The organism is Magnetococcus sp. PR-3 (assembly GCF_036689865.1).
Lineage (GTDB): Bacteria > Pseudomonadota > Magnetococcia > Magnetococcales > Magnetococcaceae > Magnetococcus.
This window is the reverse complement of record NZ_JBAHUQ010000002.1, coordinates 108,120-132,105: the sequence shown is the minus strand read 5'-3', so window position 1 is coordinate 132,105 and position 23,986 is coordinate 108,120. Positions and strand designations below refer to the sequence as shown.

Annotated in this window: 16 protein-coding genes and 1 pseudogene; 3 read left to right on the top strand and 14 right to left on the bottom strand. The window is 48.6% G+C overall.

Annotation, left to right across the window (positions count from 1 at the left end; all coding sequences use genetic code 11):
• Positions 1-12: 12 nt before the first annotated feature.
• The 12 genes from V5T57_RS02165 to V5T57_RS02110 all read right to left on the bottom strand — a co-directional run bounded on the left by V5T57_RS02165 (position 13) and on the right by V5T57_RS02110 (position 18,635).
• A complete protein-coding gene (locus V5T57_RS02165; protein ID WP_332889513.1) occupies positions 13-5,658 on the bottom strand; it encodes a PAS domain S-box protein in 5,646 nt (1,881 codons plus the stop codon).
• Between the two features lie 229 nt (positions 5,659-5,887).
• Positions 5,888-6,457: a bacteriohemerythrin gene (locus V5T57_RS02160; protein ID WP_332889512.1), complete on the bottom strand. Its 570-nt coding sequence runs from the start codon at positions 6,455-6,457 to the stop codon at positions 5,888-5,890.
• A 476-nt stretch (positions 6,458-6,933) separates the two neighbouring features.
• A complete protein-coding gene (locus V5T57_RS02155; protein WP_332889511.1) occupies positions 6,934-7,443 on the bottom strand; it encodes a nitrous oxide reductase accessory protein NosL in 510 nt (169 codons plus the stop codon).
• Positions 7,444-7,505: 62 nt separating this feature from the next.
• The gene (locus tag V5T57_RS02150) at positions 7,506-8,153 is read right to left on the bottom strand and encodes a nitrous oxide reductase accessory protein NosL (RefSeq protein WP_332889510.1); all 648 of its coding nucleotides are present in this window, start codon (positions 8,151-8,153) and stop codon (positions 7,506-7,508) included.
• 26 nt (positions 8,154-8,179) lie between these two features.
• The gene (locus tag V5T57_RS02145; RefSeq protein ID WP_332889509.1) at positions 8,180-8,866 is read right to left on the bottom strand and encodes a sulfite exporter TauE/SafE family protein; all 687 of its coding nucleotides are present in this window, start codon (positions 8,864-8,866) and stop codon (positions 8,180-8,182) included.
• Positions 8,853-9,371, bottom strand: a complete 519-nt coding sequence (locus V5T57_RS02140) for a TlpA family protein disulfide reductase (protein ID WP_332889508.1) — start codon at positions 9,369-9,371, stop codon at positions 8,853-8,855. Before V5T57_RS02140 ends, V5T57_RS02145 begins: the two co-directional genes overlap by 14 nt.
• A gap of 1 nt (position 9,372) precedes the next feature.
• Complete coding sequence (locus V5T57_RS02135) at positions 9,373-10,383, bottom strand: hypothetical protein (protein WP_332889507.1); 1,011 nt, start codon at positions 10,381-10,383, stop codon at positions 9,373-9,375.
• Positions 10,380-11,060, bottom strand: a complete 681-nt coding sequence (locus tag V5T57_RS02130; RefSeq protein ID WP_332889506.1) for an ABC transporter ATP-binding protein — start codon at positions 11,058-11,060, stop codon at positions 10,380-10,382. The genes V5T57_RS02135 and V5T57_RS02130 overlap by 4 nt, the downstream gene beginning before the upstream one ends.
• The gene (locus tag V5T57_RS02125; RefSeq protein ID WP_332889505.1) at positions 11,057-12,190 is read right to left on the bottom strand and encodes an ABC transporter permease; all 1,134 of its coding nucleotides are present in this window, start codon (positions 12,188-12,190) and stop codon (positions 11,057-11,059) included. The genes V5T57_RS02130 and V5T57_RS02125 overlap by 4 nt, the downstream gene beginning before the upstream one ends.
• Positions 12,187-12,510 carry a hypothetical protein gene (locus tag V5T57_RS02120; RefSeq protein WP_332889504.1) on the bottom strand — a complete coding sequence of 108 codons (324 nt, stop codon included), beginning with the start codon at positions 12,508-12,510 and terminating at the stop codon, positions 12,187-12,189. The genes V5T57_RS02125 and V5T57_RS02120 overlap by 4 nt, the downstream gene beginning before the upstream one ends.
• A gap of 404 nt (positions 12,511-12,914) precedes the next feature.
• Positions 12,915-17,966, bottom strand: coding sequence for a response regulator (locus tag V5T57_RS02115; RefSeq protein ID WP_332889503.1), 5,052 nt, complete (start codon positions 17,964-17,966; stop codon positions 12,915-12,917).
• A gap of 243 nt (positions 17,967-18,209) precedes the next feature.
• Positions 18,210-18,635, bottom strand: a complete 426-nt coding sequence (locus V5T57_RS02110; protein ID WP_332889502.1) for a hypothetical protein — start codon at positions 18,633-18,635, stop codon at positions 18,210-18,212.
• Between the two features lie 769 nt (positions 18,636-19,404).
• Between V5T57_RS02110 and V5T57_RS02105 the strand changes: the two genes are divergently transcribed.
• Positions 19,405-20,028, top strand: a complete 624-nt coding sequence (locus V5T57_RS02105; protein WP_332889501.1) for a tyrosine-type recombinase/integrase — start codon at positions 19,405-19,407, stop codon at positions 20,026-20,028.
• 145 nt (positions 20,029-20,173) lie between these two features.
• On the opposite strand, the pseudogene V5T57_RS02100 reads toward V5T57_RS02105, so the two are convergent.
• Positions 20,174-20,260 (bottom strand): annotated as a pseudogene (locus V5T57_RS02100) (IS5/IS1182 family transposase); the annotation flags it as partial.
• Positions 20,261-21,124: 864 nt separating this feature from the next.
• Between V5T57_RS02100 and V5T57_RS02095 the strand changes: the two are divergent.
• Complete coding sequence (locus V5T57_RS02095; protein WP_332889500.1) at positions 21,125-22,114, top strand: Abi family protein; 990 nt, start codon at positions 21,125-21,127, stop codon at positions 22,112-22,114.
• A 56-nt stretch (positions 22,115-22,170) separates the two neighbouring features.
• On the opposite strand, the gene V5T57_RS02090 is transcribed toward V5T57_RS02095, so the two are convergent.
• Entirely contained in the window at positions 22,171-23,322 is a 1,152-nt protein-coding gene (locus tag V5T57_RS02090) for an SO_0444 family Cu/Zn efflux transporter (protein WP_332889499.1), read from the bottom strand.
• A gap of 95 nt (positions 23,323-23,417) precedes the next feature.
• On the opposite strand from V5T57_RS02090, the gene V5T57_RS02085 reads away from it, so the two are divergent.
• A complete protein-coding gene (locus V5T57_RS02085) occupies positions 23,418-23,879 on the top strand; it encodes a MerR family transcriptional regulator (protein WP_332889498.1) in 462 nt (153 codons plus the stop codon).
• The last annotated feature ends 107 nt before the right edge of the window (positions 23,880-23,986 follow it).

Genomic DNA, 23,986 nt, shown 5'->3' with positions numbered 1-23,986 from the left:
GCCGAAGGTGGGTTAGGCCAACTCGGTTTCTACCGTCAAGGTTTGCCGCACCGTATTTAGGGCATCCAAAGCCGCCTCAAAATCATAAACCTCAATGGCTTGTATCACACGTTGCAGCAACGTTTGCTGGGTGCTATTCAGCAGAGGTTGCAGCTGCTCAGCCAGCTCGGTGGCTTCAGTATCATCCTCCTCTAACCTGACGGCTAACTGTGTCATGAGCTCTTCAATCTGCGCGGTGTGGTCTGGGGTAGCTGCTTGAGTAAGCGCACTTAAAAGTTTGGGCAGGTGCTCCAGCGCTTCATCAAAATCGTAGTTCTGGGCCGCTTCCATCACGTCAACCAAGGGGGCGTATAGGGGGGATCCTGTTACCAGGGCTTCGACCTGCTCTAGATCTTCAATAACACCACTGTCATCCTCTTCCAGTTGCGCCTGAATTTTTTCTAAAAGCGGTTTTAACACAACAGGGTCTACCTGAGGCGTTGTCGTGGGTGCATGCTGGGTCTCTTGCAACTGCTGTAAGCCTTGAATAACCGGGTGTAAAACAACTAACAGCTGTTGTAGCGGCGCTTCCAGCTGTGTTCCACTCTCACCTTGTAAGCAGGCATCTTCTAAAATGGCCGCCGCCTTTTGGACCTCTTTGGCACCGAGGTTACCGGCGACCCCTTTTAAAGTATGGGCACAACGGGTCGGTTCCTGGGGATCATCCTGTTGACAGGCATGGCGGAATTGTTGTTCAAAATCTTCCTGATTATCCAAGAACTTACCCAAGAGTCGACGGTAGAGTTTGGGGTTGTTTTGGGTGGTGGCCAACCCTGCATCGGTATCAATACCCGGTAGCTGGGGCAGGTCAGGTTGTGGTGTTGTATCTGTGCTTGTCTGTACCGAAATGGCTTCACCGGAAGGGGTGATCCATTTGGCCATGGTGGCAAACATCTCCCGGACATTAATGGGCTTGGCAATGTGATCATTCATGCCCGCTGCGATCACCTTCTCACGATCCCCTGCCATGGCGTTGGCTGTCATTGCGATGATGGGCAGATCTTTGAATTGTGCATGCTGACGGATCTGCTGTGTCGCTGTAAAACCATCCATGATCGGCATTTGTAGGTCCATCAATACACCGTCATAGCTTGTGTCGGTCACCATCTGTACCGCTTCTTGCCCATTGGTGGCTAGATCAGCCTGCACCCCCCCATTGGCCAGCAGCTCAAGGGCGAGCTCTTGGTTGATCTCATTATCCTCAACCAGCAGAACCTGGGCACCACGTATTTGGGCTGCTTCAGACTCACCACTGTTGATATGCGCCCGGCTGTTGCCCTCACGGCGGACAAGCCCCCGCCCTAAGGATTCCGCCACGGCATCAAGCAGTGTCGAGGCTGTGACCGGTTTGGTGAGGATGGCATCCAGATTCGCCCCCTGATGCTGCGCCTCTTTTAAAGCCTCATCCTTACCATAAGCGGTTACCATAATAACGGATGGAATGGTATTTAGGTGGCCACCTTGTAGCTCTTTCACACAAGCCACACCAGAGAGCTCGGGCATCTGCCAGTCGGTAAAGACAAGATCAAAGGGGTGGTTGGCCTTTTCAGCAGCTTCAATGGCTTGTAATGCTTGGCGACCACTCTCAGCCAGCTCCACATGCAGGCCAAAATTACGGGCCATATCCGAAAGTATCTCCCGAGCACTGGCATTGTCATCCACCACCAATACCTTTAAACCGGCCAAGGCGGCTTCATCCACTTCATAACGTACGGCTGGGTTAATCTGGACACCCAATTGCGCGGTAAATTGAAAAGCGCTGCCAACCCCTGCTTCACTGGTGGCCCAAATGCGTCCACCCATCATCTCAGATAGCTTTTTAGAGATGGTTAAGCCTAAGCCCGTTCCTCCATATTTACGGGTGGTGGATGCATCCGCCTGACTGAAGGATTGAAACAACTTGGCTTGCTGTTCCGGGGTCATGCCTATGCCGGTATCACGTACCGTAAAGTGTAGAGTGATCTGTCCATCCTGTTGGGATTGAAGACGGGTTTGGATAACAATTTCACCTGTTTCGGTAAACTTAACCGCGTTATTACCCAAGTTGGTCAGGATCTGACCAAGGCGTAAGGGATCCCCAATCAATGCGGTGGGTATGTTGCGATCGTTATCAAACAGCAACTCCAGACCTTTTTCCTCAGCCTTTAAGCCGACAAGGTTAGCTAGATTGTCAAAAACATCCTCCAAGTGGAAGTCTACCTTCTCCATATCCAGCTTGCCGGCTTCAATTTTTGAAAAGTCCAGAATGTCGTTGATGATACCTAATAACGATTCAGCCGAACGGTGTACCTTAGAGACATAGTTACGTTGTCGGCTGGTCAATTGGGTCTGTAGGGTGAGATGTGACATACCGATAATAGCGTTCATCGGTGTGCGGATTTCGTGAGACATGTTGGCCAAAAAATCACTTTTCGCCTGGGTGGCCGCCTCGGCTGCTTGCATGGCTGTGACCAGCTCTTCTTTAAGCTGGGTTTGGGTTAAAAAACCACCCATGATGGCCGCAGCAGTGGTTAGCATGTTGATCTCATCATCAAACCACACTCTGGGTTCTCGGGTTTCATCAAATGCCATAAAGCCCCACCAGCGACCCTCTACTTCAATGGGGATGACCAAAATGGATTGGAGTTCGCAGGCCTGTAAGCGGGGTTGTTCATCTGGGGGAAGCTGAGAAACCGGACCGTGAATAAGCTCACCCCGGCTTAGTAGTGTTTGCCAACGTTCAAAACCATCCTGATATTTGGTGGCTTTACGTACAACCCGCATCCCTTGTGAGCTACTCTCGTAGAGATGCTGCATCTGTAAGGGCTTGGTCAGATTATCCCCATGGTTTTCTACCAGGGTAACCCGGGTAACTTCACTACAGGCTGCCAAATGATCCAATGCCGTGGTTATACAGGTTGCGGCACCTCGGTTATCCAATAGCGCTGCTGACGCCAGGGCCACACCATTTTGATAACGGGCTGTGCGTTGCAAACGGTCGGAAGCAGCCCGCTCTTCGGTAATATCATAGGCACTGCCTAGAACATGGATGATCTGCCCTACATCATCCATGACCGGGGCAACATTGGACATGTGCCAGCGGTAGTGACCATTCTGATGTTTAATCCGGTATTGAATGGTGTTCTGTTTCTGCCCGGTTCGCATCAACTGTTGCAGGGCTGTTTGGCACTGTTCCAGATCTTCTGGATGGATGAAATGCATGAAGGACTGACCGGTGATCGCTTCGGTGTCGTGCCCCAATAGTTCAGTCCAGTTTGGGGAGACATAGCTAAAGTGTCCGCCCAGGGTTAAGCGGTAGATAATGTTATTGACGTTCTCAATGATGGAGCGGAAGTTTCGTTCGGATTCTCGAACCTGCTCCTCAATTCTTTTTCGGGCGGTGATATCCCGTACAATACCGGTAAAGTAGCGCTCCCCATGGATCCAAGCTTCAGCAACAGAGAGGTCAAGGGGGAAGGTCTGCCCATCTTTGGATAGACCAACGGCTTCACGCAGTTGATTCAGAATATGTGCTTCCCCCCCATCCAGATAGCGGGCCATATAGGCATCATGATCCTGTTGATGGGGTGAGGGCATTAATTGATTGATCTTTTTCCCCATCATTTCAGCTTTGGTATAGCCAAAAATACGTTCAGCAGCCGGACTGAACTCATGCACAAACCCTTGGGTATCAATCACAATAATGCCATCAATGGCGGTATCGATAATACTGCGCATGCGGTCTGTATGGTGGGCAATACTGCTGGCCATGGCATTAAAGCTTACAGCTAGATCGCCCATTTCATCCTTGGCTTGGTAGCCAATTTGGTGGGTGTATTGGCCATTTTGAATGGTCTGCGCACCCGCTTGTAAAATGGCAAGGGGTGCGATAATACGGCGACGTAAAAGGAAAAAAATGTAGAGGGTAAAGAGGATGGTTAATCCGGTCAGTAGGGTAATACCTGTGATAATGGCTTTATTGCGGGCCCGTACTTTGTTTAGCTCCTGGGTGGTGCGCCATGTTAATAGGGTAAAAAAGTCACTAATAGGCGCCACAATACGGGATTTTGTATGGTGATAATCATCCCCATGCAATAGGTCTCGGGCCATTTTAAGGTTGGGTTTACCCTTTTTGGTATACCCACCTTGAGCATCTTTAAACAGACCTTTTACAGCGTTCATGGCCGTTGCTTCAAACGCAATTAATGTGTCTGACGCCACTTTGGCCTGCTCGATCTTGGCGCGTTCTTCGTCAGACAAGCCCAGTTTGGTCATACGTTCCTCAAGGTTATATTGAGGCCCCTTCTGATCCCGCTGTCGAACACCGGCCAAAATGAGATCCCAATAACTGAGACTATAGTGTTCAGGGTGAGGAATGTGGCCATCCCGCATCTTAATAATGGCGTTAAAGTAGTTTTCATAAATCGGTTTGGCGGTGACCGCAAAGGTTCGGGCCATACGGGTGAGATCATCCGAGGATTGTTTAAGCTCCAGTGCCAGATTAAGTGAGGCATATTTGTGGGCTTCAATCTCAGACTGCTGTTTTTGACCCTCTAACAACATGGAGACAAAAGCTCCATTGGAGATCAGTAAGCCAGCAAAGACCACCCCAACCAACATGAGGGTCTCACGCAACGTTAACTGGGTTGGGCGACCACGGATAAACCACCAGAGAATAATCAGTAAAAAAATAAGGGCAAAAAAGAGGGCAGCTTTTTGTATTAAAAAGCCGGTTTGATCAAAGGTAACCGCGGTGGGTAGTACCAACGGCTTCTGTTTAAGAACTTTGCCATCTGTAATGGCCAAGGTCTCACTCACCAGATCATAATCCCCCGCAAAATCCCAACCATAAATACGGGCCGCTTGAGCGGCACTATGTTTGGCGCGTAGTTTCAGTAAGGAGATGGAAACCAGTTTAGCAATACGGTCATGCACATGGGGCAGACGGGCAAAAGGCCACTCAGGGTAAAGGCGGCTACTGACCCGTAGAGGAAAAGGTTCAACCGCCTCACTTTTTATAACTTTAAACAGATTTAGATCTAACGCTTTTTCTCGACTGACGCTCTCCAGTAGACCGGTGCGCACCACCCCAACATCTGCTGTGCCATCCAGTACCGCATGGATAACAGCATCGTGGGTTCCTAGAAATTGGGTGTTGGAGAGCTGTTCAGCTTCGACACTCTCTTCGAGCATCTCCCGCTTGGCCATAATCCAGCCACCCAAGGAGTTTGGGTCTACAGCAGCAAGGCGGTAGTTGGGTAGATCGGCAAGGCGGTTTGGGGTGGCCGGTCCATTGCGTGTAAAGATAACCGACCCAAAGCGTTCAACTACATCCCCTGTAATGAGCTTTTTTTTCAGCGTTAGCATCCGCTGTAGATCATGTTTTTTGGCCATGCGGGCGTAAAGGGCCGGGTTGACGATAATAAAATCCAACATCTTCTGTTGAAGCAGTGTATCAACTTGGTCAAAAGGCATGGGAATAATTTCAAAGGCTTGGCCAGGAACTTTCCCATCCAAATAGCGAGCGGTTGCCTTCCACTGTTTGATCGCTTGTTGCTCACCACGCATGGCCAAAACGCCAATGTTAATGACACCAATCTCACGCTCTGCTTGTGCATCAGCTGGAACCGCTGTTGCCATGGCAAGTGTGATCCAAATCAAGCAGATAGAGAGATGATACAGTCTAGAAAAACCCATTGGTGGGACCCCAACCTGGAAAATGGGCTGGGTTGGGATGTGTGATACACCTAACCTTGCCCATAAATATAACCACCTCAAAAGGTATCATACCTTTAGCAGGTTGGGAGGGCGAAAGATGGTAACAGCCATGGGGGGATAAAAGCAGGCGGATGATCCCTATACAAACGATCTAAGGTATCAGGTCTAAATTTCGGGCAAAATGGGGGGCTTGGACCGGGCTGGGTGGAAAGGTTTTTGGATCTAACCCTGAGTGTTTAACATGGTTTACAAAGCTGCGGTCATCCCCAAGAATGTGACCAAACAGCCAGACACGAAATTTTTGTCCCAAAGTCTGAATGATCGCTGGATCTGGATGTTTATGGTAACTGCTGGCAATGTTCTGTACTTCCCGCATGATCAGCTGATGTTCCTGCTGGTGACGGAGATAGTTGGGGTAGTTGGCATGGGCCATTAAAGCTTCTTCCCGTTGTAGATGAAACTGGGTAAAGCTTAAGAGATGGGTAAACAGACCATGGATGGTGATTTGGTCAAACCCATATTGGGTGGGCATATCACAGTCACCCAAAAGACAGCGGATCATGCAGACCAGAACTTTATGGTCACGATCCAGTACATCAAGGCCCAAAACCAGATCCTCTGACCAGATAATATCCTGGTCGTAAAGATGATCAGGTAGTGCTCGATCTGAGGTAAAAGCCCCTTCCCATTGTGCCAGTGATAGCTGCTCAACCTCACTCATGATGGACGACTCTCACTCTATGTATAGGGGTAGTGGGGTGCTGTAACACCGCCTTTATGGCTGTTATGGTACGTTACATATGATATGGATGACAAACTTATTTGTTAAAAAGATGAATCATCCCAAGAATAAATAACGATATTTAGTGTATGTCTAACTGTTTACACAATATACAGATTTCCATATATTTACTGATAGGGTTGGGTGAATGTTGTTCTACGGTCAAGGGGTATATAAAGGTTAGGGTCGTTGTATAGACCCATGCTCGACATACTTTAGCTTCTTAGGTAAGGATCCTCTGTTCTGACAAGAGAAATACCTTTGTGAACCGATATAAACAGGGGTGTGCAGTGGCTTATGGCAAAGGTGATAGGTGGCCATCATGCGTGAGAGCATCAACCGACACACCATGCTTACAGATGCAGTATGGGTAAAAGATCCAACCGGAACAAAATAGATCGGTCGGATTATAATGTTTAGGGTTTAAACAGACCTTGGTCCAACTGTTTAAGCAGTTTGGGTTGGATCTGATGCGGTTGTACAATACGTACACCTTTGTGGTCCTGCATAAAGGTTTGTGCATCGGCACGATTGGCAAAGGGTATCAGTTCATGACCCATAGGGCCTAAGACATCGGAACCAACCACATACCACGCTTGTAGGGCATCGATGGATTGCAGGTCATAATACTCTGTCACAGAGATAAGCTGTTGATTTTCAGCCTGATGGTGTGGGGCATATTTTTTTAGATTTCTAAGATATTTAAACAGATCTTTGGCGCCATCAAAATGATGAGCATGACCATCCTTATACTGAACCGTTGCGATCCATGATCGATATTTGGCCACAAACATACCGCATACAGGGCAGGTATCACCCCTGGCGGGTGTGACGGTTTTTAAGATAGGGGCGTGTTGGGCTTGTGCCGTCGTTACCGTAAGCAACACCATGCAAAAGCTTAGGATGATCCATAAACGTTTGTGCATAAACGGGCTCCTATAAAAAGCTTGCCCCCCTTGAGGTGAAGCGTAAGGGGGGCAAATAAAGTTTAGTGATGTTTCATGCCCATATGACTCTGACGCATCTTCTCCCGACGCTTACGGATCATGATGGTATCGTTGGCCATATCCAGATAGCTCTGGGTCAGTGCTTCATTAAACTTGGCCAATTTTCCACCATAGTTCTCATGGGCCCTGTTGGCGGATGTTTCATTTTGAAAGGCCATTTTACTGGTGGTGCTCATGGTGCCGCGTAGTTGGGAACCGATGAGATAAAAAGCATGGTCAATGTTGATGAGGGGTTTCATTTTACCTTTGGCACCAAAATCAGCGGCATAGATCGCTTTGGGTACCCGGTCCAGGTTCAAACTTAAACTGACTGAGGCACAATGAAGAGAGCAGGTCCCATCGGCTAGGCCATCACTGTAGTGGATCAGGTGTCGGCTATGGTTCCACATGTGTCGGCTCATCCCACAATAGGGACAGCGAGGATATTTAGTGATATCATCCACTTCTGGGTGTGGATCAGGTTGGCCTTTGGGTTCAAACTGCAAAGGGGTACCGTCTGTATTTTTAACGGTATCTCGTTTTTGGACCCACTCCCAAGGCTTGATCATACCACCGGCCACAGCGTGGCTTGTGGTCACAACACCGGCACCCATGGCAGCCAGCATCTGCATTGCTTTGCGTCGGTTCATAACTGTGTCCTCATTGTTGCGTGTAATTAGCCATTACCCAACAGGCGCATAATGGAAAAAAAGGTTAGGCCCTGCCATAAGGTTTGAAGGCCCATAATGACGATAAATAGTGCGGCGATTTTTAATAACCAACCCCGTACAATGATGCCCAATTTATGAAAGGCAAAGCCGACAAATAGCATGGCGGGTAGGGTGCCCGCACCAAAGGCTAACATCAGTGTGCCACCCTGTTGCGCACCCCCACTGGTGGTGGCCTGTACCACCATGGCTAAGGTAAGGGAGCACGGCATTAAACCGTTGAGCACTCCACCAGCGATGGCCCCCCGCAGTGCCCCTTTTTCCCCGACCTTCATAAATCGCGCACTGAGACGGTTGAAGGGCCAGAAGTCATAACCCAGCTGTAGACCCTTCAGTCCCATGATTTCCAAACCTAAGAAAATGACCAATAATCCGGCCAGAATTTGCAAAATGGCTTGGGCTTTTCCAACCAACCCGCTGGAGGTCAAGATGAGTCCTAGCCATCCGGCCAGTACGCCAAGGGTGAAATAAATAAAAAGCCGTGCTCCATGGTAGAGCCCATGGGGCACCCACCGGTGTTGATCGGAAAACCGGCCCATAAAAAATGCACTGACCAAGCCACCGCACATACCTAAGCAGTGACCACTGCCTAAGATGCCCGCCATAAAAGCCATGGAGAACTCAGGGGTCAGCACGGGTCAGCGCTTGATCGGGTTTTGCCAGCACAGCGTTGGTCATGCGTAAAAAGGTGGTTTTGTTGGCTTCGCCCACAATTTTTGAACGTATCCGACCATCACGACCAATAAAGAAGGTGGTGGGCAAACCCAGCACCCGATATTGCGTGGCGACCTCACCCTCTGTATCCAACAAAGAGCCCAATCCAACACCGATATCCTGTAAAAAGGTGGCTGCGGTTTGTTGATCCTGACCCACATTGATGGCCAGTATGGATAACCCTTTTTGGGTTAAATCCTGGCGCATGGTATCAATCTGCTGCATCTCTGTTCGGCAGTAGGGGCACCAATCTGCCCAAAAACGTAAGACCACACTCTGCCCTTTGAGGTCAGAGGGAAAATAGAGTGGTTCATTCTCTAGATTTTGCAGCGTAAAGGGGGGGGCAAGATCACCATTTTTTAAGGGAGCCTGGGTATCACACCCCACCAGTAGTAGGGTGACGAGAACAGTCCATACAAAACGCACGTTACGACTCCAAAAGAATGAGATTAGATTGGTTAACCAACAACAGGGTAAGTAGGGCAAATAGAACCCACAGATAGGTCGCCAAGCGGATAAGCGTGATGCCCCGGTTGTGCAAGACACCATTGAGTAGCCCAGACCGATTCAATGCACTGCTTGCAGATACGCCCAAACCCAGTGTTGTTGCGGTAAGCAGGGGAATGTAAAGCAGGTAGCCCAGATAGTGATAGTCGGCTTTTAGAAAGCAAAAAGGGCAGTGATGGTGTGGATGTTCATAGATGTAGAGTGAGAGAAAACCAATGATGGAGGCCATACTGACCAGAAAGCTTAAGAGTGTGAGACCACCAAAAAGGCCATACCCTTTTCCTCGTTTAATCACCAGCAGACCCGCTGCAATGGTGGCGGCCAGGGTTAGGGTTAACAACATCATCAACATGCGTGGGTCCATACCTGACAGATCAGCGGCCAAGGTTGGGGCATCGACACTAAACAGGGCACCGCAGCATGAGGTAATTACCGCACTCAAGTCCCCTTCCAGCCCTAGAAAATAGCCAAGCTGTACCCCTGCTGTACTGAGACAGAGTAAGGTTATGGCTAAGACCAAGGCATATTTAGGGCGAATAAGGGGATATCGAGGGTGTTGATTATCCAGATGGTTCATCACCAACCAAACACCCGCCATAACAAACAGCAGCAAACGTAGTTGCAGGGCAGGAAACCCCCAAGGGTGGGCATTAAATGTACCGACAGCACACATAGCCCCCACAAAATACTCAGCCATGCGGTCGGCATTAAAGACAAGCAGCAGCAGAGTGATCAGTTGTGTGACCAGGGCAAAACTGAGCAGGGTCGAGACCAGATAGGTTTGGCGTTCAAGGGTTAGCTGTTGCGCGGAGCCACTGCCCAAATTCCAATGGCGTAGCAGTATGACGGCAAATCCGGATGCTAAGAGCAAAAACAGTAGGGCCACACCATCGGCGATGGTTAATGCCAAAATGGAGGGTTGCAGCATCATGATGTCTGCTCCACCAACTGGCCATCTCTTATGTCCACCCGTCGCTGAATAAGTGGGGATTCATACACCAGCGGATCATGGCTGGTCATTAAAATGGTTTTACCCTGGTCTGCCTGAGCCTCAATAATGTGCAAAAATTCGGCTGAAAGGTGGCTATCCAAGTTGGCGGTTGGTTCATCCGCAATGATCACATCGGGATCATTAATCAACGCACGGGCCATGGCGGTGCGTTGTGCTTCACCCCCAGAGAGCCACTCCACTTTAGATCCTACCTTGTTTTCCAGCCCCAACTGTTGCAATAGGTCCATCGCCCGTTGTTGGACGCTGCTACGATCTCTGCCCATGGGGAGGGTAGGTAACATGACATTATCCAGAACTGTTAGCCCTGGGATAAGGTTAAAACGCTGGAAAACAAAGCCAAAACGGTGTCGGCGAATCTCAGTAAGAAACCGCTCTGGTAGGTTAGAGATCTCCTCACCATCCAGACGCACCCGTCCTTCCGTGGGCCGGGCCAGGGCACCAATGAGGGTTAGTAGTGTGGTCTTGCCGCTGCCAGAGGGACCCGTTAACACGGTGACCTGGCTATCTCTTAGGTCTAGGGTGACCCCATTGACCGCCCATATTTGATTGGGCTTACCTTGATTAAAGGCTTTGCGTACATCCATAAGCTCAATCATCGCATCACCGCATCTGGATCCGTTGAGGCAACCCGCCAGATGGGTACCAGTGTGGCTGCGATATAAGGAAAGAGCGTAAAGAAAAATAGAGTGGTGATCTGTACACCATCAATCATGGGTGTTAGGGCAAATTGTGGGTAGAGGACCGACCACCCTTTTAGGACGGATTCAAATAAAGTGGCTGAAAAGCCGAAGACATGCCAATAAGCGGCGAGTGTACCCATAAGGAAGGCTGTTAATGAGATGAGCAGGCCCTCCCAAAATTTCATCGCAATAACGTCTGATGTCTCCCAACCAATGGCTTTTAAAATACCAATTTCTCTTTTTTCCTCAGCACTTAGGCCTGCGGCTTTATCCCACGCCAAAATGACAAAGGCCCAGACACAAACCAAAAGTACCACCAACAGAATACCTTGGCGCCAATCGAAGATTGCCCGGTAGGTGCGGAGCATTTCAGCACGGGTAATGGGGCGGGCATCGTAGATTTCATTCACCACCTTACCCACCACCGTATCGACCTCTTTAGGGTTACGTACGCGTAAGGTCAGATCGGTATAAAAGTCATCTGGAATATCCAAAAGAACCCTGAGGGTATTCTCCTCCAACAGCAACAGATCCGAAGTGACCAACTGCGTCTGCTCTGGCAGAATACCGACAATGTTCAGGACAAACTGTTCACCATTGGCAATGGGTAAGGAGAGAGCATCCCCTACATCCAACCCCCGGCCATTGGCAATGCCCGCACCGATTATGGCTTCGCCCAGTCCGGGTGCCCCCTCTTGTGGCGCCATCAGGGTATAGTTGGCTTTAACCACAGGGTCATAGTAGTAGCCCCACACACGCCCTTGGGGGTGGCGTACACCACGGATCTTGGTAAGACGCTCCAGATCCTGCGCAGGGACCAAAGCGTGACGTCCACCAACCATTTTTTGGATCACCACTTCAGGTGCATTTTTTAAGGTTTGTGTGGCCTCGTACTGTAAGGCGTGACTGAACAACATGACCGATGCAAATAGAAAGATCAGGCTGCTGTAGACCACCAGCAACCCAAGGTTGCGCCCTTTACGGCGTAGCAGCGCCGTTATGGTGTAGTCCATAAGGTTCATGTGTCGGTTGAGCCAACGGGTCATGGGGTCTGCCTTAAATGTTCAGGGGGGGCAACCAAAGAGCCGGTTGGAAAATGCTCCAGAGAGAGGGGATGATCCTGAAAGGCACTGTGCCGGTCGGCCATGGTGGGGTGGCGTGTATAGCGGGCTTCGGTAAATAGGCTTAGATCGGTTAACTGCAACTTTTTGACCCATGCGCCATTGGCCAATACCCGTTGTTGATGGTCCGCACGTACCCAGTTTAGGTGGACAAACATCCCAACCCAGGCCAATAGCAGGATCAGTAAAATCGCCATAACAACCTGTGCCGGTCGCCGCAGCGGTGAAAGAGCGTTGGTGAACATGGTTTGACTTAACCACCTCATCATGGGTGCATAGGGATTAACACCTATAAATATAGATCATTCCTAAGTCACGGTTAAACAGGTTATTTCACATAGGATTTGGTGGTTTTTTTAGGTATTAGAAGGGGATGGAGAGGCGTTTGAAAAAGGGGCTAAGTATATATAATAAAATGAATGTAAAAAGTGTGATAACAGTAAGCCGGGTAGCGCATATCTCTATAGAGTGTGGCAAATGCCACACCCTGTAAGTGAATCAACCAAGCTTGGTGGGGAGGCTCTCGCACGACCATGGTCATGGCCGTACCCTATGGGCCGGTTTACGGTTGGGGAACCCTAGTCCCACAGGAACAGAGGGGAGCAGGGTAAGGTCAATGGGTTAGCTTAGGATCGAGAGGGTTGCATGGTTACCGGGCTTGGGTGATGGTCTGCCCAATATTCTTGGCCAATGTCAGGGCTTCCTCAAAATCGTAACTGGCCAGAGCCTGTTCTAAGCGATGTCGTTGTTCTGCATAAGGGGCGAGGTCTGGATGGTGGTGGAGAGACTCCAAGACTTGAATGGCATCCGCATCATCCTCCTCCAATAAGGTCACCAGTTTCTGCCACTCTGGTTGCAGATCAACGACGCTCTGTACCTGTTTGGGGGTGATATGTGCCAGTGCGGCCAAACCCTGCATCACACGGCTTAGTTCCGTATTGACCTGAGCCAATAGGGTGTCCAGATCTTCTATACCTTCTTGGCAAGCTTGTTCCAACTGCTGAGCGGAAGCTTCCAGTTTTTTTGCCCCTAAATTACCAGCTACTCCTTTTAAAGTATGGGCTTCTCGTTGGGCAGCATCGGGATCATCTGATCCAAGAGCCGCGTTGAACCGTGCGTTGAAATCACCCTGGCGGTCATGAAATTTGCGTAAAAGGCGTAGATAAAGAGCCTGATTATCCTGGGTAATGGCTAAACCAGCTTGGGTATCAATACCCGGTAGGGGGGGTAGGGTGATATCGGTCTCTTCTGAGCGATCATCGGTGGGGCTAGCCAACGGGTTGGCAGGTTTGATCCAGGTCGCCAAGACACTAAACATCTCTTTAACATTAATCGGTTTACCAATATGGGCGTGCATACCTGCGGCTTTGGCCTTATCCAGGTCATCCACCATGACATTGGCTGTCATCGCAATGACCGGTAAGGTATCGAACTGAGTTTGAGCACGGATTTTACTGGCGGCTGTGTAACCATCCATAATCGGCATTTGTACATCCATCAAAACCCCATCAAATGCTTCACCAGTAGCCAGAATATCCAGTGCCTCTTGGCCGTTCATAGCGGTTTTGGCGGTTATGCCGTTATTGGCCAGCAGTTCCAAGGCCAGCTCTTGGTTAAGCTCATTATCCTCAACCAACAGCAAATGGGCACCACTGAGTTTTTGTACTGCGTGAATGGGATCCTCAATCAGTTGAGCCTCTTCCCGTCCTCGGGCAATAATACGTCCTAAGGCTTCACCAATGGCATCAAGTAAAGAGGCTGGCGTAACCGGTTTGGCTAGGATGGCACGGCACTGAACATTCCGTTCTTCGGCTGCTTGACTGGCCTCTTCCCGGCCAAAAGCGGTGACGATAATCATGGCGGGTGGATGCTCTAAATCCTGCTGCCCCATGGCCTGTAGGCAGTGTACGCCATCCATATGGGGCATTTGCCAGTCGACCATGAGAATGTCATAAGCTTGGCCTGCTGAATCGGCCTGTAAAATAGCCTCTAAGGCCGATGGGCCATCCTCCATACCATGTACCTGCATACCATAGCCTGCCACCATGGTGGTGAGGATCTCCCGTGCAGTGAGGTTATCATCCACCACCAGAACTCTTAGCCCTGCCAGTTCCTGATGGTTAATAATCTGTCTGGGTTTGGGGTTGGCCTGTAGACCAAAATCGGCGGTAAAGTAGAATGTACTCCCCATGCCCGCTTCACTGTGTACCCCTATGTCCCCCCCCATCATCTCTGTGAGCTGTTTGGAGATGGTGAGTCCCAAACCTGTACCACCATATTTACGGCTGGTTGAGCTATCGGCCTGGCTAAAGGATTGAAAGAGTCGCCCTTGTTGCGCTTCGGTCATGCCTATTCCGGTATCGCGTACACTGAACCGAAAACGGGCTGTAGAACCATCCGATGCTTCCAAGTGGGTAGAGACTACAATCTCACCCTGCTCTGTAAACTTAACGGCATTATTACCCAAATTAATAAGGATCTGCCCTAAACGTAGCGGATCCCCAATTAAGGCAGTGGGTAGGCCGGGCTCGGTATCAAACAACAACTCCACCCCTTTCTCTTCAGCCTTCATACCCACTAGATTGGCCAAGTTCTCCAGCACATCATCCAAGCGGAAGTCGATATCCTCCATATCCAGTTTTCCCGCTTCAATCTTGGAAAAATCTAGAATGTCGTTGATGATCCCCAGTAAAGCATCTGCTGAGCGGTGTACCTTCTCAATATAGTTGCGTTGCTTGTGGTTTAAATCGGTACGTAAAGCGAGGTGTGACATGCCGATAATGGCATTCATCGGGGTGCGGATTTCATGGCTCATATTGGCCAGAAAATCACTTTTGGCACGGTTGGCCTCTTCAGCCAGTGCACGGGCTTGATGAATGGTCTGTTCAGCAGCTTTTTGCTCACTGATATCATAGATCCAGCCAATGGTGGCCGGTTCTCCTTGATATTCTGTCTGCATAAATGAGGCAAGCATCTCGCGGATCTCACCTTCAGGGCCATAAACGGCCATTTCATAATCCTGGACCATGCCCTCTTTTTGCATAATCTCCCCAGCTTGAAGACGCTGTTGGGGATAGACATACACAGGGTCCACAGGCTCACCCAATTTAAGGGCTGAAATTTCTGAGACTCTGGGATTACAGAACACCAGATTACGCTGACGATCCGCAATACCGACCCCAATCGGTGCTGAAGCCAACATTTCACGAAAATGTTCTTCACTCTCACGCAGGTTCTGTTCTGCAATGAGCCGCTCGGTTAGGTCATGCCACACGACAAAGAGAACGGTTTTTCCATCTAGCTGAATGGGGGTCAAGATCACCTCAACGGTGATGGGGGTGCCGTCCAGTTTTTGATGAACCCAATCAAAACGGTTGCCCTGCCGAGTATGGGCCATTTCAATGCAGGCAATGGCTTTGGAGTCAGAAGGCTGCCCATCCGGTTGGGTTGGGGGAGAAATTTCATAGGGGCGCTGAGCCAGCAGATCCTCTTTATTGGCATAGCCCAACAGATCAATAGCCGCCTGATTGCAGGCTGTAAAGTGATCACCTTCCAAAATAAGGTTGGCATCGGCAGCGGTATCAAACAGTACCCGGAAGCGATCCCGGCTGGCGGTTAGCTCCTCTGTACGATCTTTAACCAAATGTTCCAAATGCTCTTTGGTGCGGTCACCCAACCAAACGGAGAGCCCGGTTAGCAGTAGGGCTAATAGAGTGGTGGTGCCGAGCGCACCCAGCACCAAATTGCGTAAGGCAAAGTAGGGGTGATAAGCCTCTTCTACATCAATTTCTGTTGCCAGCCCGATCCCTAGATCCTGGGACCAGAGCCAAGCACCGATCACCGGTACCCCGCGATAATCCCGGTAGCCTTGTAGATTTAAGCCCGCCTTTTTCTGTGAAACCTCCATGGCCATATGGGTTAAGGGCCAGGTTTGTTGGGGGGATGCCGGTGCATAACCTTGCATAAGGTTACCCCCCGGATCTGCGATGGGAATACGAGGTCGATCAGTCCCAAAAAAACGGTTTAAAGTATGGGTAAAACGCGACTCTGTTAGCAGGTTGCCCAATGGGTCCACGGCATAGGTCTCACCGGTTGTGCCTGGGCGGCCAGCTCGAGTAATGCGGGTAAGATCAAAAGTTGGATCAAAGCGTAGGGTCAGCACAGCCAAAACCAGCCCGTTGGGATCCTTAATCGGTGTGGCAAAAAACATGGTTGGTGCGCGGTTAATTAACCTACCTGTGGCATCATTTAGGGGAACATCTGACTCAATGGGTGGAATAAACACCGTCTCCCCATTAAAAGCACGATCCATCAAAGCTTTTCGCTGTTTGGCAATAAGGTTGATCTGACCAATGTTGGCATCGCGCATGGAGGCAATGCTGATACGGTCGGGTGCAATAATAAAGATACCCTTGGCATTGGCGCGTTTCAGCCGAGGTTCAAGGTAACGCCGTAGTTTGTTTTGGCTCGGGTGGGTTAACAGGGTTTCCCGTGTTCGGGGGGCTTGTAAAAGCTGATTGGTCGCCACCTGTAATGCACTATGGTAGCTCAGCTCCATAACTAAATTTTTGCGGCCTTCTAACCAGGTTTGTAGGGCCTGGTGGACCGATTGATTAATAATTTGTAGTTGATTGCCAATGTTATTTTGCAGCTGGCCATGCACCCTTTGTAGTGAAAACCACGTGAGACCAATAACAAGTGCCAAAAACAGTGAAACAGCCATAACACCGACACGGCGCAGGATGCTGGCATTGAACCGGGCAATGGTGGCTTTATTAAGGATCTGCTTCAAGATAAGGGGCACCATGAGTGCAACCAGGGTCAAGATACCCCCAATACTCCACCAAATGATGGCATGACTCTGCATGTATACGGGGTTTTGTGGTTGTGTGGTGGTGGTGTCCAACCATTTTTGTTTAATCGCCCGGAGCTCTTGTGTGGATATACCTGCCATCCCTTTTTTGAGCACACTGGCCAGTATGGGTAGATCTTTACGGGTGGCGATATTGAGCTGGCTAAGTTCAGGCTTGCCTATCTGTACCTCACCGCTTATCGCTACGTCTGAGAGCATATGGTGGGTGAGTAGATGGTTAAAGACAGCCAACTCGCCCAAGGCCGCATCTGCTTTGCCAAAACTCACGGCTTTAATGGACTCTATGGTATTACGCACAGGTAATATTTTGATCTGTGGGTAATCGCGGTTAAGGATCTCTTCGTAAAAAAAGCCTTTGGGTACCGATACCTTTTTACCAAACAGTTGGTCCAATGTGTGGTATGGGGTGCTTTTGCGGCTGAGGATGGTATTGGGATTATCCACATAGGGTGGGGTGTAGAGCAGGTATTGCTGGCGGTCAGGGGTCTTAACAATGTTAAGCATGACGTCCAACTGTCCTGTTTTCATCATCCCCAAAAATTCATGCCACGATGGACCTGTGACATATTGAATCTGTAACCCCACTTTATGGGCCAGCAAATTCATATAATCAATAGAGAGCCCTTTAGGTTGCCCAGCTTGAGAAAAGTTAAAGGGTGCCCAGTCACGTTCATTATGCACACGGATGGTGGGATGGTGCGTAACCCAGGCTTGTTCAGCTTCTGTGAGCTGGATAGGGGCATGTTCAGCGTGGGCAGGTAGGCCAATGCAGAGACAAAGCAGGAAAAAAATGAGTGAGGTAATAGGTTTTGCAGTGTTTATATGCATGCGACAGTACCTGCCCCACTGGATAAAGGGTATGGATGGTCAGATCTGTGGTCGTAAGATAAATGTCTTTTCTATCTTTTATTGTGACAAATTGGGGCTTTGTTGGTCCATGTTTATTTGTCGTAAGGTTTTAGTCTGGTGATGCATAGGAATTTCAGATCGTTATGGTTTAGCAGCCTGGGGACATCTATGGAGAGATTTAAAAAGAATCCGCATGGGTTCTACTCCCGGTCGCCGTACGGCTTAAAAAAGGCCTGATTTCCCGAGACTCACACTGTAGGGGCGTGTCATGACGCCAAACATGGACAGCGCGTCACTCACAGAAATCAGTTCTGCTTTCACTGGCGGTTGTGTTGGCTTTGGCGTTGGAACAGGTGGTCCTTCATCAGTCTGGATTGGACCAACAGGGACCACACACTCCAAAAGATAGGTGAGCAACTGAAGGCCGAGAAAACGGACTTCGTGAGTGGCTATATTGAGATAAGCAATTTTGCCCTTATTTTTTAATTTATCCAATTCACCAGAGCTGATGCTCAAAATCTTTGCTGCCTTTGACTTTTCATAAGGGCAATAGAGCGCCACGTCCATATCACGTGCCATCTCGCGCAGGACTTCTTGATCAGAAAGCCTCCCAAATGACAGCTTGGCTTGTTTATCCGAATGGCTCATGGCAGCGATCACACATTATATTGAACACGGATAAGATCCAAAAAGTCAGATCACAATGGTCACATAGGATAGAAGGTAACAGAGCAGAATGAACGAATGCAGGGGTCAGAATGATCCTACAGTCTATAGATCTGGGGCAGGCACACATGAAGAAAAAATAGTCTGTTTAGAGTTGGATAATGGAATGCATTTTTCAATGAAATCAGTGAATAATAGATTGACTCTGGCTTGTTGTTTTTTATGATTCCCGCCGTGCCAAGTACCCATAGAATCAAATCGTTCTTTTTTACCAGCCCAGCCCATGGATGGCTTTAATAAGCCAAAAAACCGCCAAAATGAAGTTTAGTTGGTTGGGCACATGGTTTGGGACCATGAGGTCGAAGGTTCGAGTCCTTTCACCCCGACCAGGAACGTAATCTACAAGAGGCTTAACGCGATTTTTGCCTCCTAAAAAACGGGATTCTATAGGTACATGGTTTTGCCATGTACCCTAGCTTCCATGAAAAATCTTCAAGAATTACATGTCGATTTCTACCGTCATTCAGAATTTCTAAAAGGGAATTCTAAAGCCACAATTATTTGGCTAAAAGACAGCATGAAATGCTTTTCACAAGCCAGTAATGCCCAATATATAAAGGATTTAACGCGTTACAGCTTGGAGAGTTGGATTCTTTGGGGGAGAGCAGATAAAGGGTGATCGGCTAAGACGGTACACACAAGACTTCAGGGGTTAAGCCTTTTTGTTGATTGGTACGTGGATCAGGGGTTTATGAAATCCAATCCCGCTAAAGATATCCGACGGCCCAAGTTAGAGAAAAAAATTCCAAAATACCTCACCGAAGAGGCGTGTGGGCGTATCCTCTATTGGGCGCGGCACTACCCTTACTATTACAAGTTTGAACAGCCACGAAATGCGGCCATCATATCCACCTTTCTTGCTACTGGGATAAGAAGATCAGAGCTGCTCAACCTCAAGCTGGAGGATGTCGACCTTATTAGAAAGGAGCTTTATGTCAGGCATGGAAAAGGGGCCAAAGACCGCCTCATTCCCTTTCGACACTCCCTGGCGTGCGTGTTGAGTGAATACCTGGAATCTCGTACGAAGCAGGGTAAAGAGTGCCGTTATTTTTTCACCTCCCTTAGGCGTGACACCAAAATGGGGGATAAGGTCATCCCCCGCATCGTCGATATCTTAAAGAAGAAAACCGGCATTCATTTTTACCCCCACCTGTTACGCCACACGTACGCCACGAGAATGTTGGAAGGGGGGCTGCATATTGGGGAGGTTTCAAAACTGCTTGGCCATGCGGATATTGAAACCACCACCATTTATTTATCAGTTAACGATCAGCGGGTGAAAGAGCAAGTGCTAAGATATGGTTTTGATGTATAAAAGCCTGTTTAAATGCATGTATTTATCCACAAGAAACAGGCTATATTCAGGTGTTGCGAGTATCGTCTTGATCATTACTATGTAGACCATAATCTCGCTCGTATGCTTTTCTTTCATAGTCTTTGTTTAACCCTCGACCCTACCAAAGCCAACCAAACGTTCGTTCCACTATCCAGCTTTTGGGAAGTACCAAAAACCTATTCTGTTCATAGCGCTTGACGATTTCCAGATGACAACCTGTTTTCTGTTTTACCCAGCGTTGTTGCGTGAGTCGATTGCAGACCGAGGTGCAAAGGCTGCCATACCACCTCAGCGAAATGCAAAGATCAAGCAGCACGGGAATTGCCGAGCACCTCCACGAGATCAGGCTTTACGCCGTATCAGGAAAGTGGGATGAGCTCAATGGAAGCGGGAGAGTGATTAACATCGGCGGAGTTTAGCAGAAACTGCCATGGGAAGAATCAAAGGGGTCTTTGGATACTCCTTGATATCTAGGCTGTTTGAGCATCAAGCCTGAGAGGCATTTGTCTGTTTCCGAGCTCTGAACATCATGACTGCGCTTGGCATGTCAAAGAGCTATGAGATTGATGGCTGAAAAACAGGGGCATGGGGAAAGCGGTGCTGCTTCTTGATTCATACCACAACGCCGCTTTCATCCCTTCTTTCGTCTTTTTTCACTTCGGGTTTTGCTGTGTCATTTTTGATGCTCACCAGTGGGGAAAAATCCGTATTTATAAATGCATGGTTTAGTTAGTATTTAGATTATTTCCATGCATTCTAGTCTATGCTGTTCTTGCAGTAAGTAAAAATTTCCTTTACTGATAAGTGCTTAGGTGAAATCCGGAAATACACGCTTTTGTGAAATGTGAACATTTTATGTGGTGTAGGAAGGGGCTATATGGTGAGGAGACGGGACTTTTTCGCGCCCCGATATTCTGGGGTGGAGTGTGGCCGATCTCTTTTACTCTTGACCTAACCTTCCTATCCTTGATATGCTTGCGCCAACAATGGTCGTCTACCTGGGCTTTGTCCCGTGAGCGTAGGCGGCCTTTTTTTATGCCCTGCTGCTGGCTCATATACAGGGAGCAGTAATTGCATGAGTGAATTGTTAAAGTATGATAAACCTTATAAAAATGGGGATGAGCTGTGTGGCAAACTCATCGGCCAAGGGTTAACTATACAGGATCCCGAGAAAGCTGCAAATCTCATTGAACGTGCCAGCTACTATCGCTTCAAAGCCTATCTATTCCCTTTCCTGAATGCCAGTAAACGATTTGACAACCAAACAACCTTTGACAATGCATATAGTCTGTATGCCTTCGACGAAGAACTCAGATTGATGCTCTTTCGCCATATTCAGCGCATCGAGATCGGTGTTCGGAGTCTGTTTGACCAAACAATGACTGCCAGCACCAACAACCCTTTTTGGTATCTGGATGCCTCGTTGTTCGATCTAAAAGATGGGAACCACGCCACGACAGTCAACGCTATTCGTGACATGTTCAGAAAGTCCAAAGAGCCGTTTGCCGAACATTATCGCCAGAAATATTATAATGCATTCTGCCCATTCTATCGTGATTTACCGCCAGGCTGGGTCGCCATCGAGCTCATGACGTTTGGTGATCTATACAGTTTGCTCAAAAGTGTCACAGAAGAGACTAAGCACCAACATAGATTACACGCATTTTCTCAGAAGATCCTTAACGCACAGAGAGATGGAAGATTTAGGGGAAATTATCAAACCTTCTTGAATTGGATGAAGATCATCCGTGATGTTAGAAATTGTTGTGGACATCATACTCGGCTTTTTAATCGCAATTTAGGATCACCATCCGCAATCAAAAAGATTCTTTCCCAAGATATTTCACTGGTACAGACCTTGGGAAGCGGAGGCACGAGGCAAGAGGATCAAACCAACCGTCTCTACACCGCACTGGCCGCCATGCAGCAGATTCTGACAGGGTTGGGATATGAGAAGATTGGCCCAAAATTGAATGACTTGTTTGACCAGTACCCGATTGTGGCCCGGTTCCACCCCTCCATGGGATTCCCGGCAAAGTGGAAGGATGAAACTCTTTTTTTCTAAGGAATGTCCTGGAATGCACGCTTTTGCAAATTGTGAACATTTCCTATGGAACAGAATTATTTGATCTTCTCAACCACTTTTTTTAGATGACGCATATAAAGACCTACTAAAAAGACCAGAGATCCAATAGAGATCCAGGTCGAAACAAATTCTTCCTCTTCTGCTGGGTTCATGACTACTAATTCACTACCCATTATCCCGGAAATCCAATCAACACCAAGCCCAGCCAAAATGGCGCTGATTATGATACCAAACAGATAAGCAGCCAATGTCTTCCCACCTAACTCACGCTTAATAATTCCCAGCGTAGCGATGTTAGTTGCAGGACCCGCAATCATAAAAGCCAGCGCCATACCAGGTGTCAAACCGCTGAAGATCATAGCTGCAGCGATCGGGGTTGATGCCGATGCGCAGACATAAACCGGTACACTAGCCGCAATCATGGTCAGCATGGCCAAGAAGGGATACTCAGAGAATGCCGTCAATTTACCCGGTGGGACCCATGTCATGACCAGTGCGGTGATCAAAACACCGATGGCCAGCCACGGAGCAAGATCATCCCAAATATCAGTCATTGCATATTTCATCCCCTGCTGTAGGCGTCTCCAATGGGGTAAATCTTCAACTTTCTCCTCAGACTGAGTCGTTGAACCACAACAACTGCTTGAACAGCATGAGTCACTACCCTCGGTAGAAGCGCTTTTGGTAACGGTTGAAGAAACGGCAATTTGAGTGAGATTGTGACTGGATGCCCCAGAAACCATCGGAGTGGGTACAGGGGTACTATCCTCTTGAGGTTTGGTAAATCGGTCAATTAGGAGGACTGACAAACCAGAGGTAACGGCACTGAAGATGGCTGCAATGGGCCGTACAATGGTTAAGAACGGTCCCAGCAACACCCATGAAATAGCAACCGAATCGACACCTGTTTCTGGTGTTGCCACCAAAAATGATACTGTCGCGGGTTTCGAAGCTCCCTTCCTATGAAGCCCCATGGCCATTGGCACTACGCTACACGAACAAAGAGGCAAAGGTGCTCCAATTAGCGCACCGCGTGTTATTGGCCCCAGGCCACGCCCTCCAAGCCATCTGGCGACAGCCGACTCAGGTATCCATGCCTTGACCAACCCCGTAGCGATTAGTCCGATGATCAGCCAGGGAGCCACATCCAATGCCAAGTCAATAAGATTATTGAAGAACAGTTCCATTGATTTCATCCACGATTCAGTTTGTAGATTGCGCCACTACCCATGTGGCTCTACCCTACACCCTACAGTAACTGTAGGTTCAAGCAGGAAATGTCATGAATCAAAATCTCCCGAAATTCCCGTGGACCATTGGCCAGGTGGCAAAAGCGACGGGATATAAACTGCAGACGATGCGCTACTATGAGCAAATGGGGCTAATCCCTCCTCCAAAAAGATCTGAGGGGAATCAGAGACTCTACATGCAAGAACATGTCGACCAACTCATTTTTATACGGCATTGCAGAGAGCTGGGGTTTTCATTGGATCAGATCCAACACATGCTAGTCTTAGCAGGAGATATAGATCGCTCATGCAAAGAGATCGATCAGATTGCTAAATCACACTTAATTGAGGTTAAAAGCCGAATTGATCGTCTTCAGAGACTAGAGGTAGAATTAGAAAGGATCATTGGCTGTTGTAATGAGAACAAAGTGGAAGAATGCCGAATTTTACAGGCTCTTAGCAATCATGGTCAGTGTAAGGATGAACACCATGGTGAACCACTAAACTTGAAATAGCCGCTTGCACTCTAAATGTTCACTTTTGTTAATAATGAACATTTATCTTGGCTCAACCTATCAACTTGTATGTTTGTTTCCCATCAAAAAACACTGCTTTCTGCACA

Bases quoted from the DNA above. Each gene is read 5' to 3' on its own strand.
- V5T57_RS02165 (WP_332889513.1), bottom strand. From the start codon at position 5,658: ATGGCAACAGCGGTTCCAGCTGATGCACAAGCAGAGCGTGAGATTGGT.
- V5T57_RS02160 (WP_332889512.1), bottom strand. From the start codon at position 6,457: ATGAGTGAGGTTGAGCAGCTATCACTGGCACAATGGGAAGGGGCTTTT.
- V5T57_RS02155 (WP_332889511.1), bottom strand. From the start codon at position 7,443: ATGCACAAACGTTTATGGATCATCCTAAGCTTTTGCATGGTGTTGCTT.
- V5T57_RS02150 (WP_332889510.1), bottom strand. From the start codon at position 8,153: ATGAACCGACGCAAAGCAATGCAGATGCTGGCTGCCATGGGTGCCGGT.
- V5T57_RS02135 (WP_332889507.1), bottom strand. From the start codon at position 10,383: ATGATGCTGCAACCCTCCATTTTGGCATTAACCATCGCCGATGGTGTG.
- V5T57_RS02130 (WP_332889506.1), bottom strand. From the start codon at position 11,060: ATGATTGAGCTTATGGATGTACGCAAAGCCTTTAATCAAGGTAAGCCC.
- V5T57_RS02125 (WP_332889505.1), bottom strand. From the start codon at position 12,190: ATGACCCGTTGGCTCAACCGACACATGAACCTTATGGACTACACCATA.
- V5T57_RS02120 (WP_332889504.1), bottom strand. From the start codon at position 12,510: ATGTTCACCAACGCTCTTTCACCGCTGCGGCGACCGGCACAGGTTGTT.
- V5T57_RS02115 (WP_332889503.1), bottom strand. From the start codon at position 17,966: ATGCATATAAACACTGCAAAACCTATTACCTCACTCATTTTTTTCCTG.
- V5T57_RS02110 (WP_332889502.1), bottom strand. From the start codon at position 18,635: ATGAGCCATTCGGATAAACAAGCCAAGCTGTCATTTGGGAGGCTTTCT.
- V5T57_RS02105 (WP_332889501.1), top strand. From the start codon at position 19,405: ATGAAATCCAATCCCGCTAAAGATATCCGACGGCCCAAGTTAGAGAAA.
- V5T57_RS02095 (WP_332889500.1), top strand. From the start codon at position 21,125: ATGAGTGAATTGTTAAAGTATGATAAACCTTATAAAAATGGGGATGAG.
- V5T57_RS02090 (WP_332889499.1), bottom strand. From the start codon at position 23,322: ATGGAACTGTTCTTCAATAATCTTATTGACTTGGCATTGGATGTGGCT.
- V5T57_RS02085 (WP_332889498.1), top strand. From the start codon at position 23,418: ATGAATCAAAATCTCCCGAAATTCCCGTGGACCATTGGCCAGGTGGCA.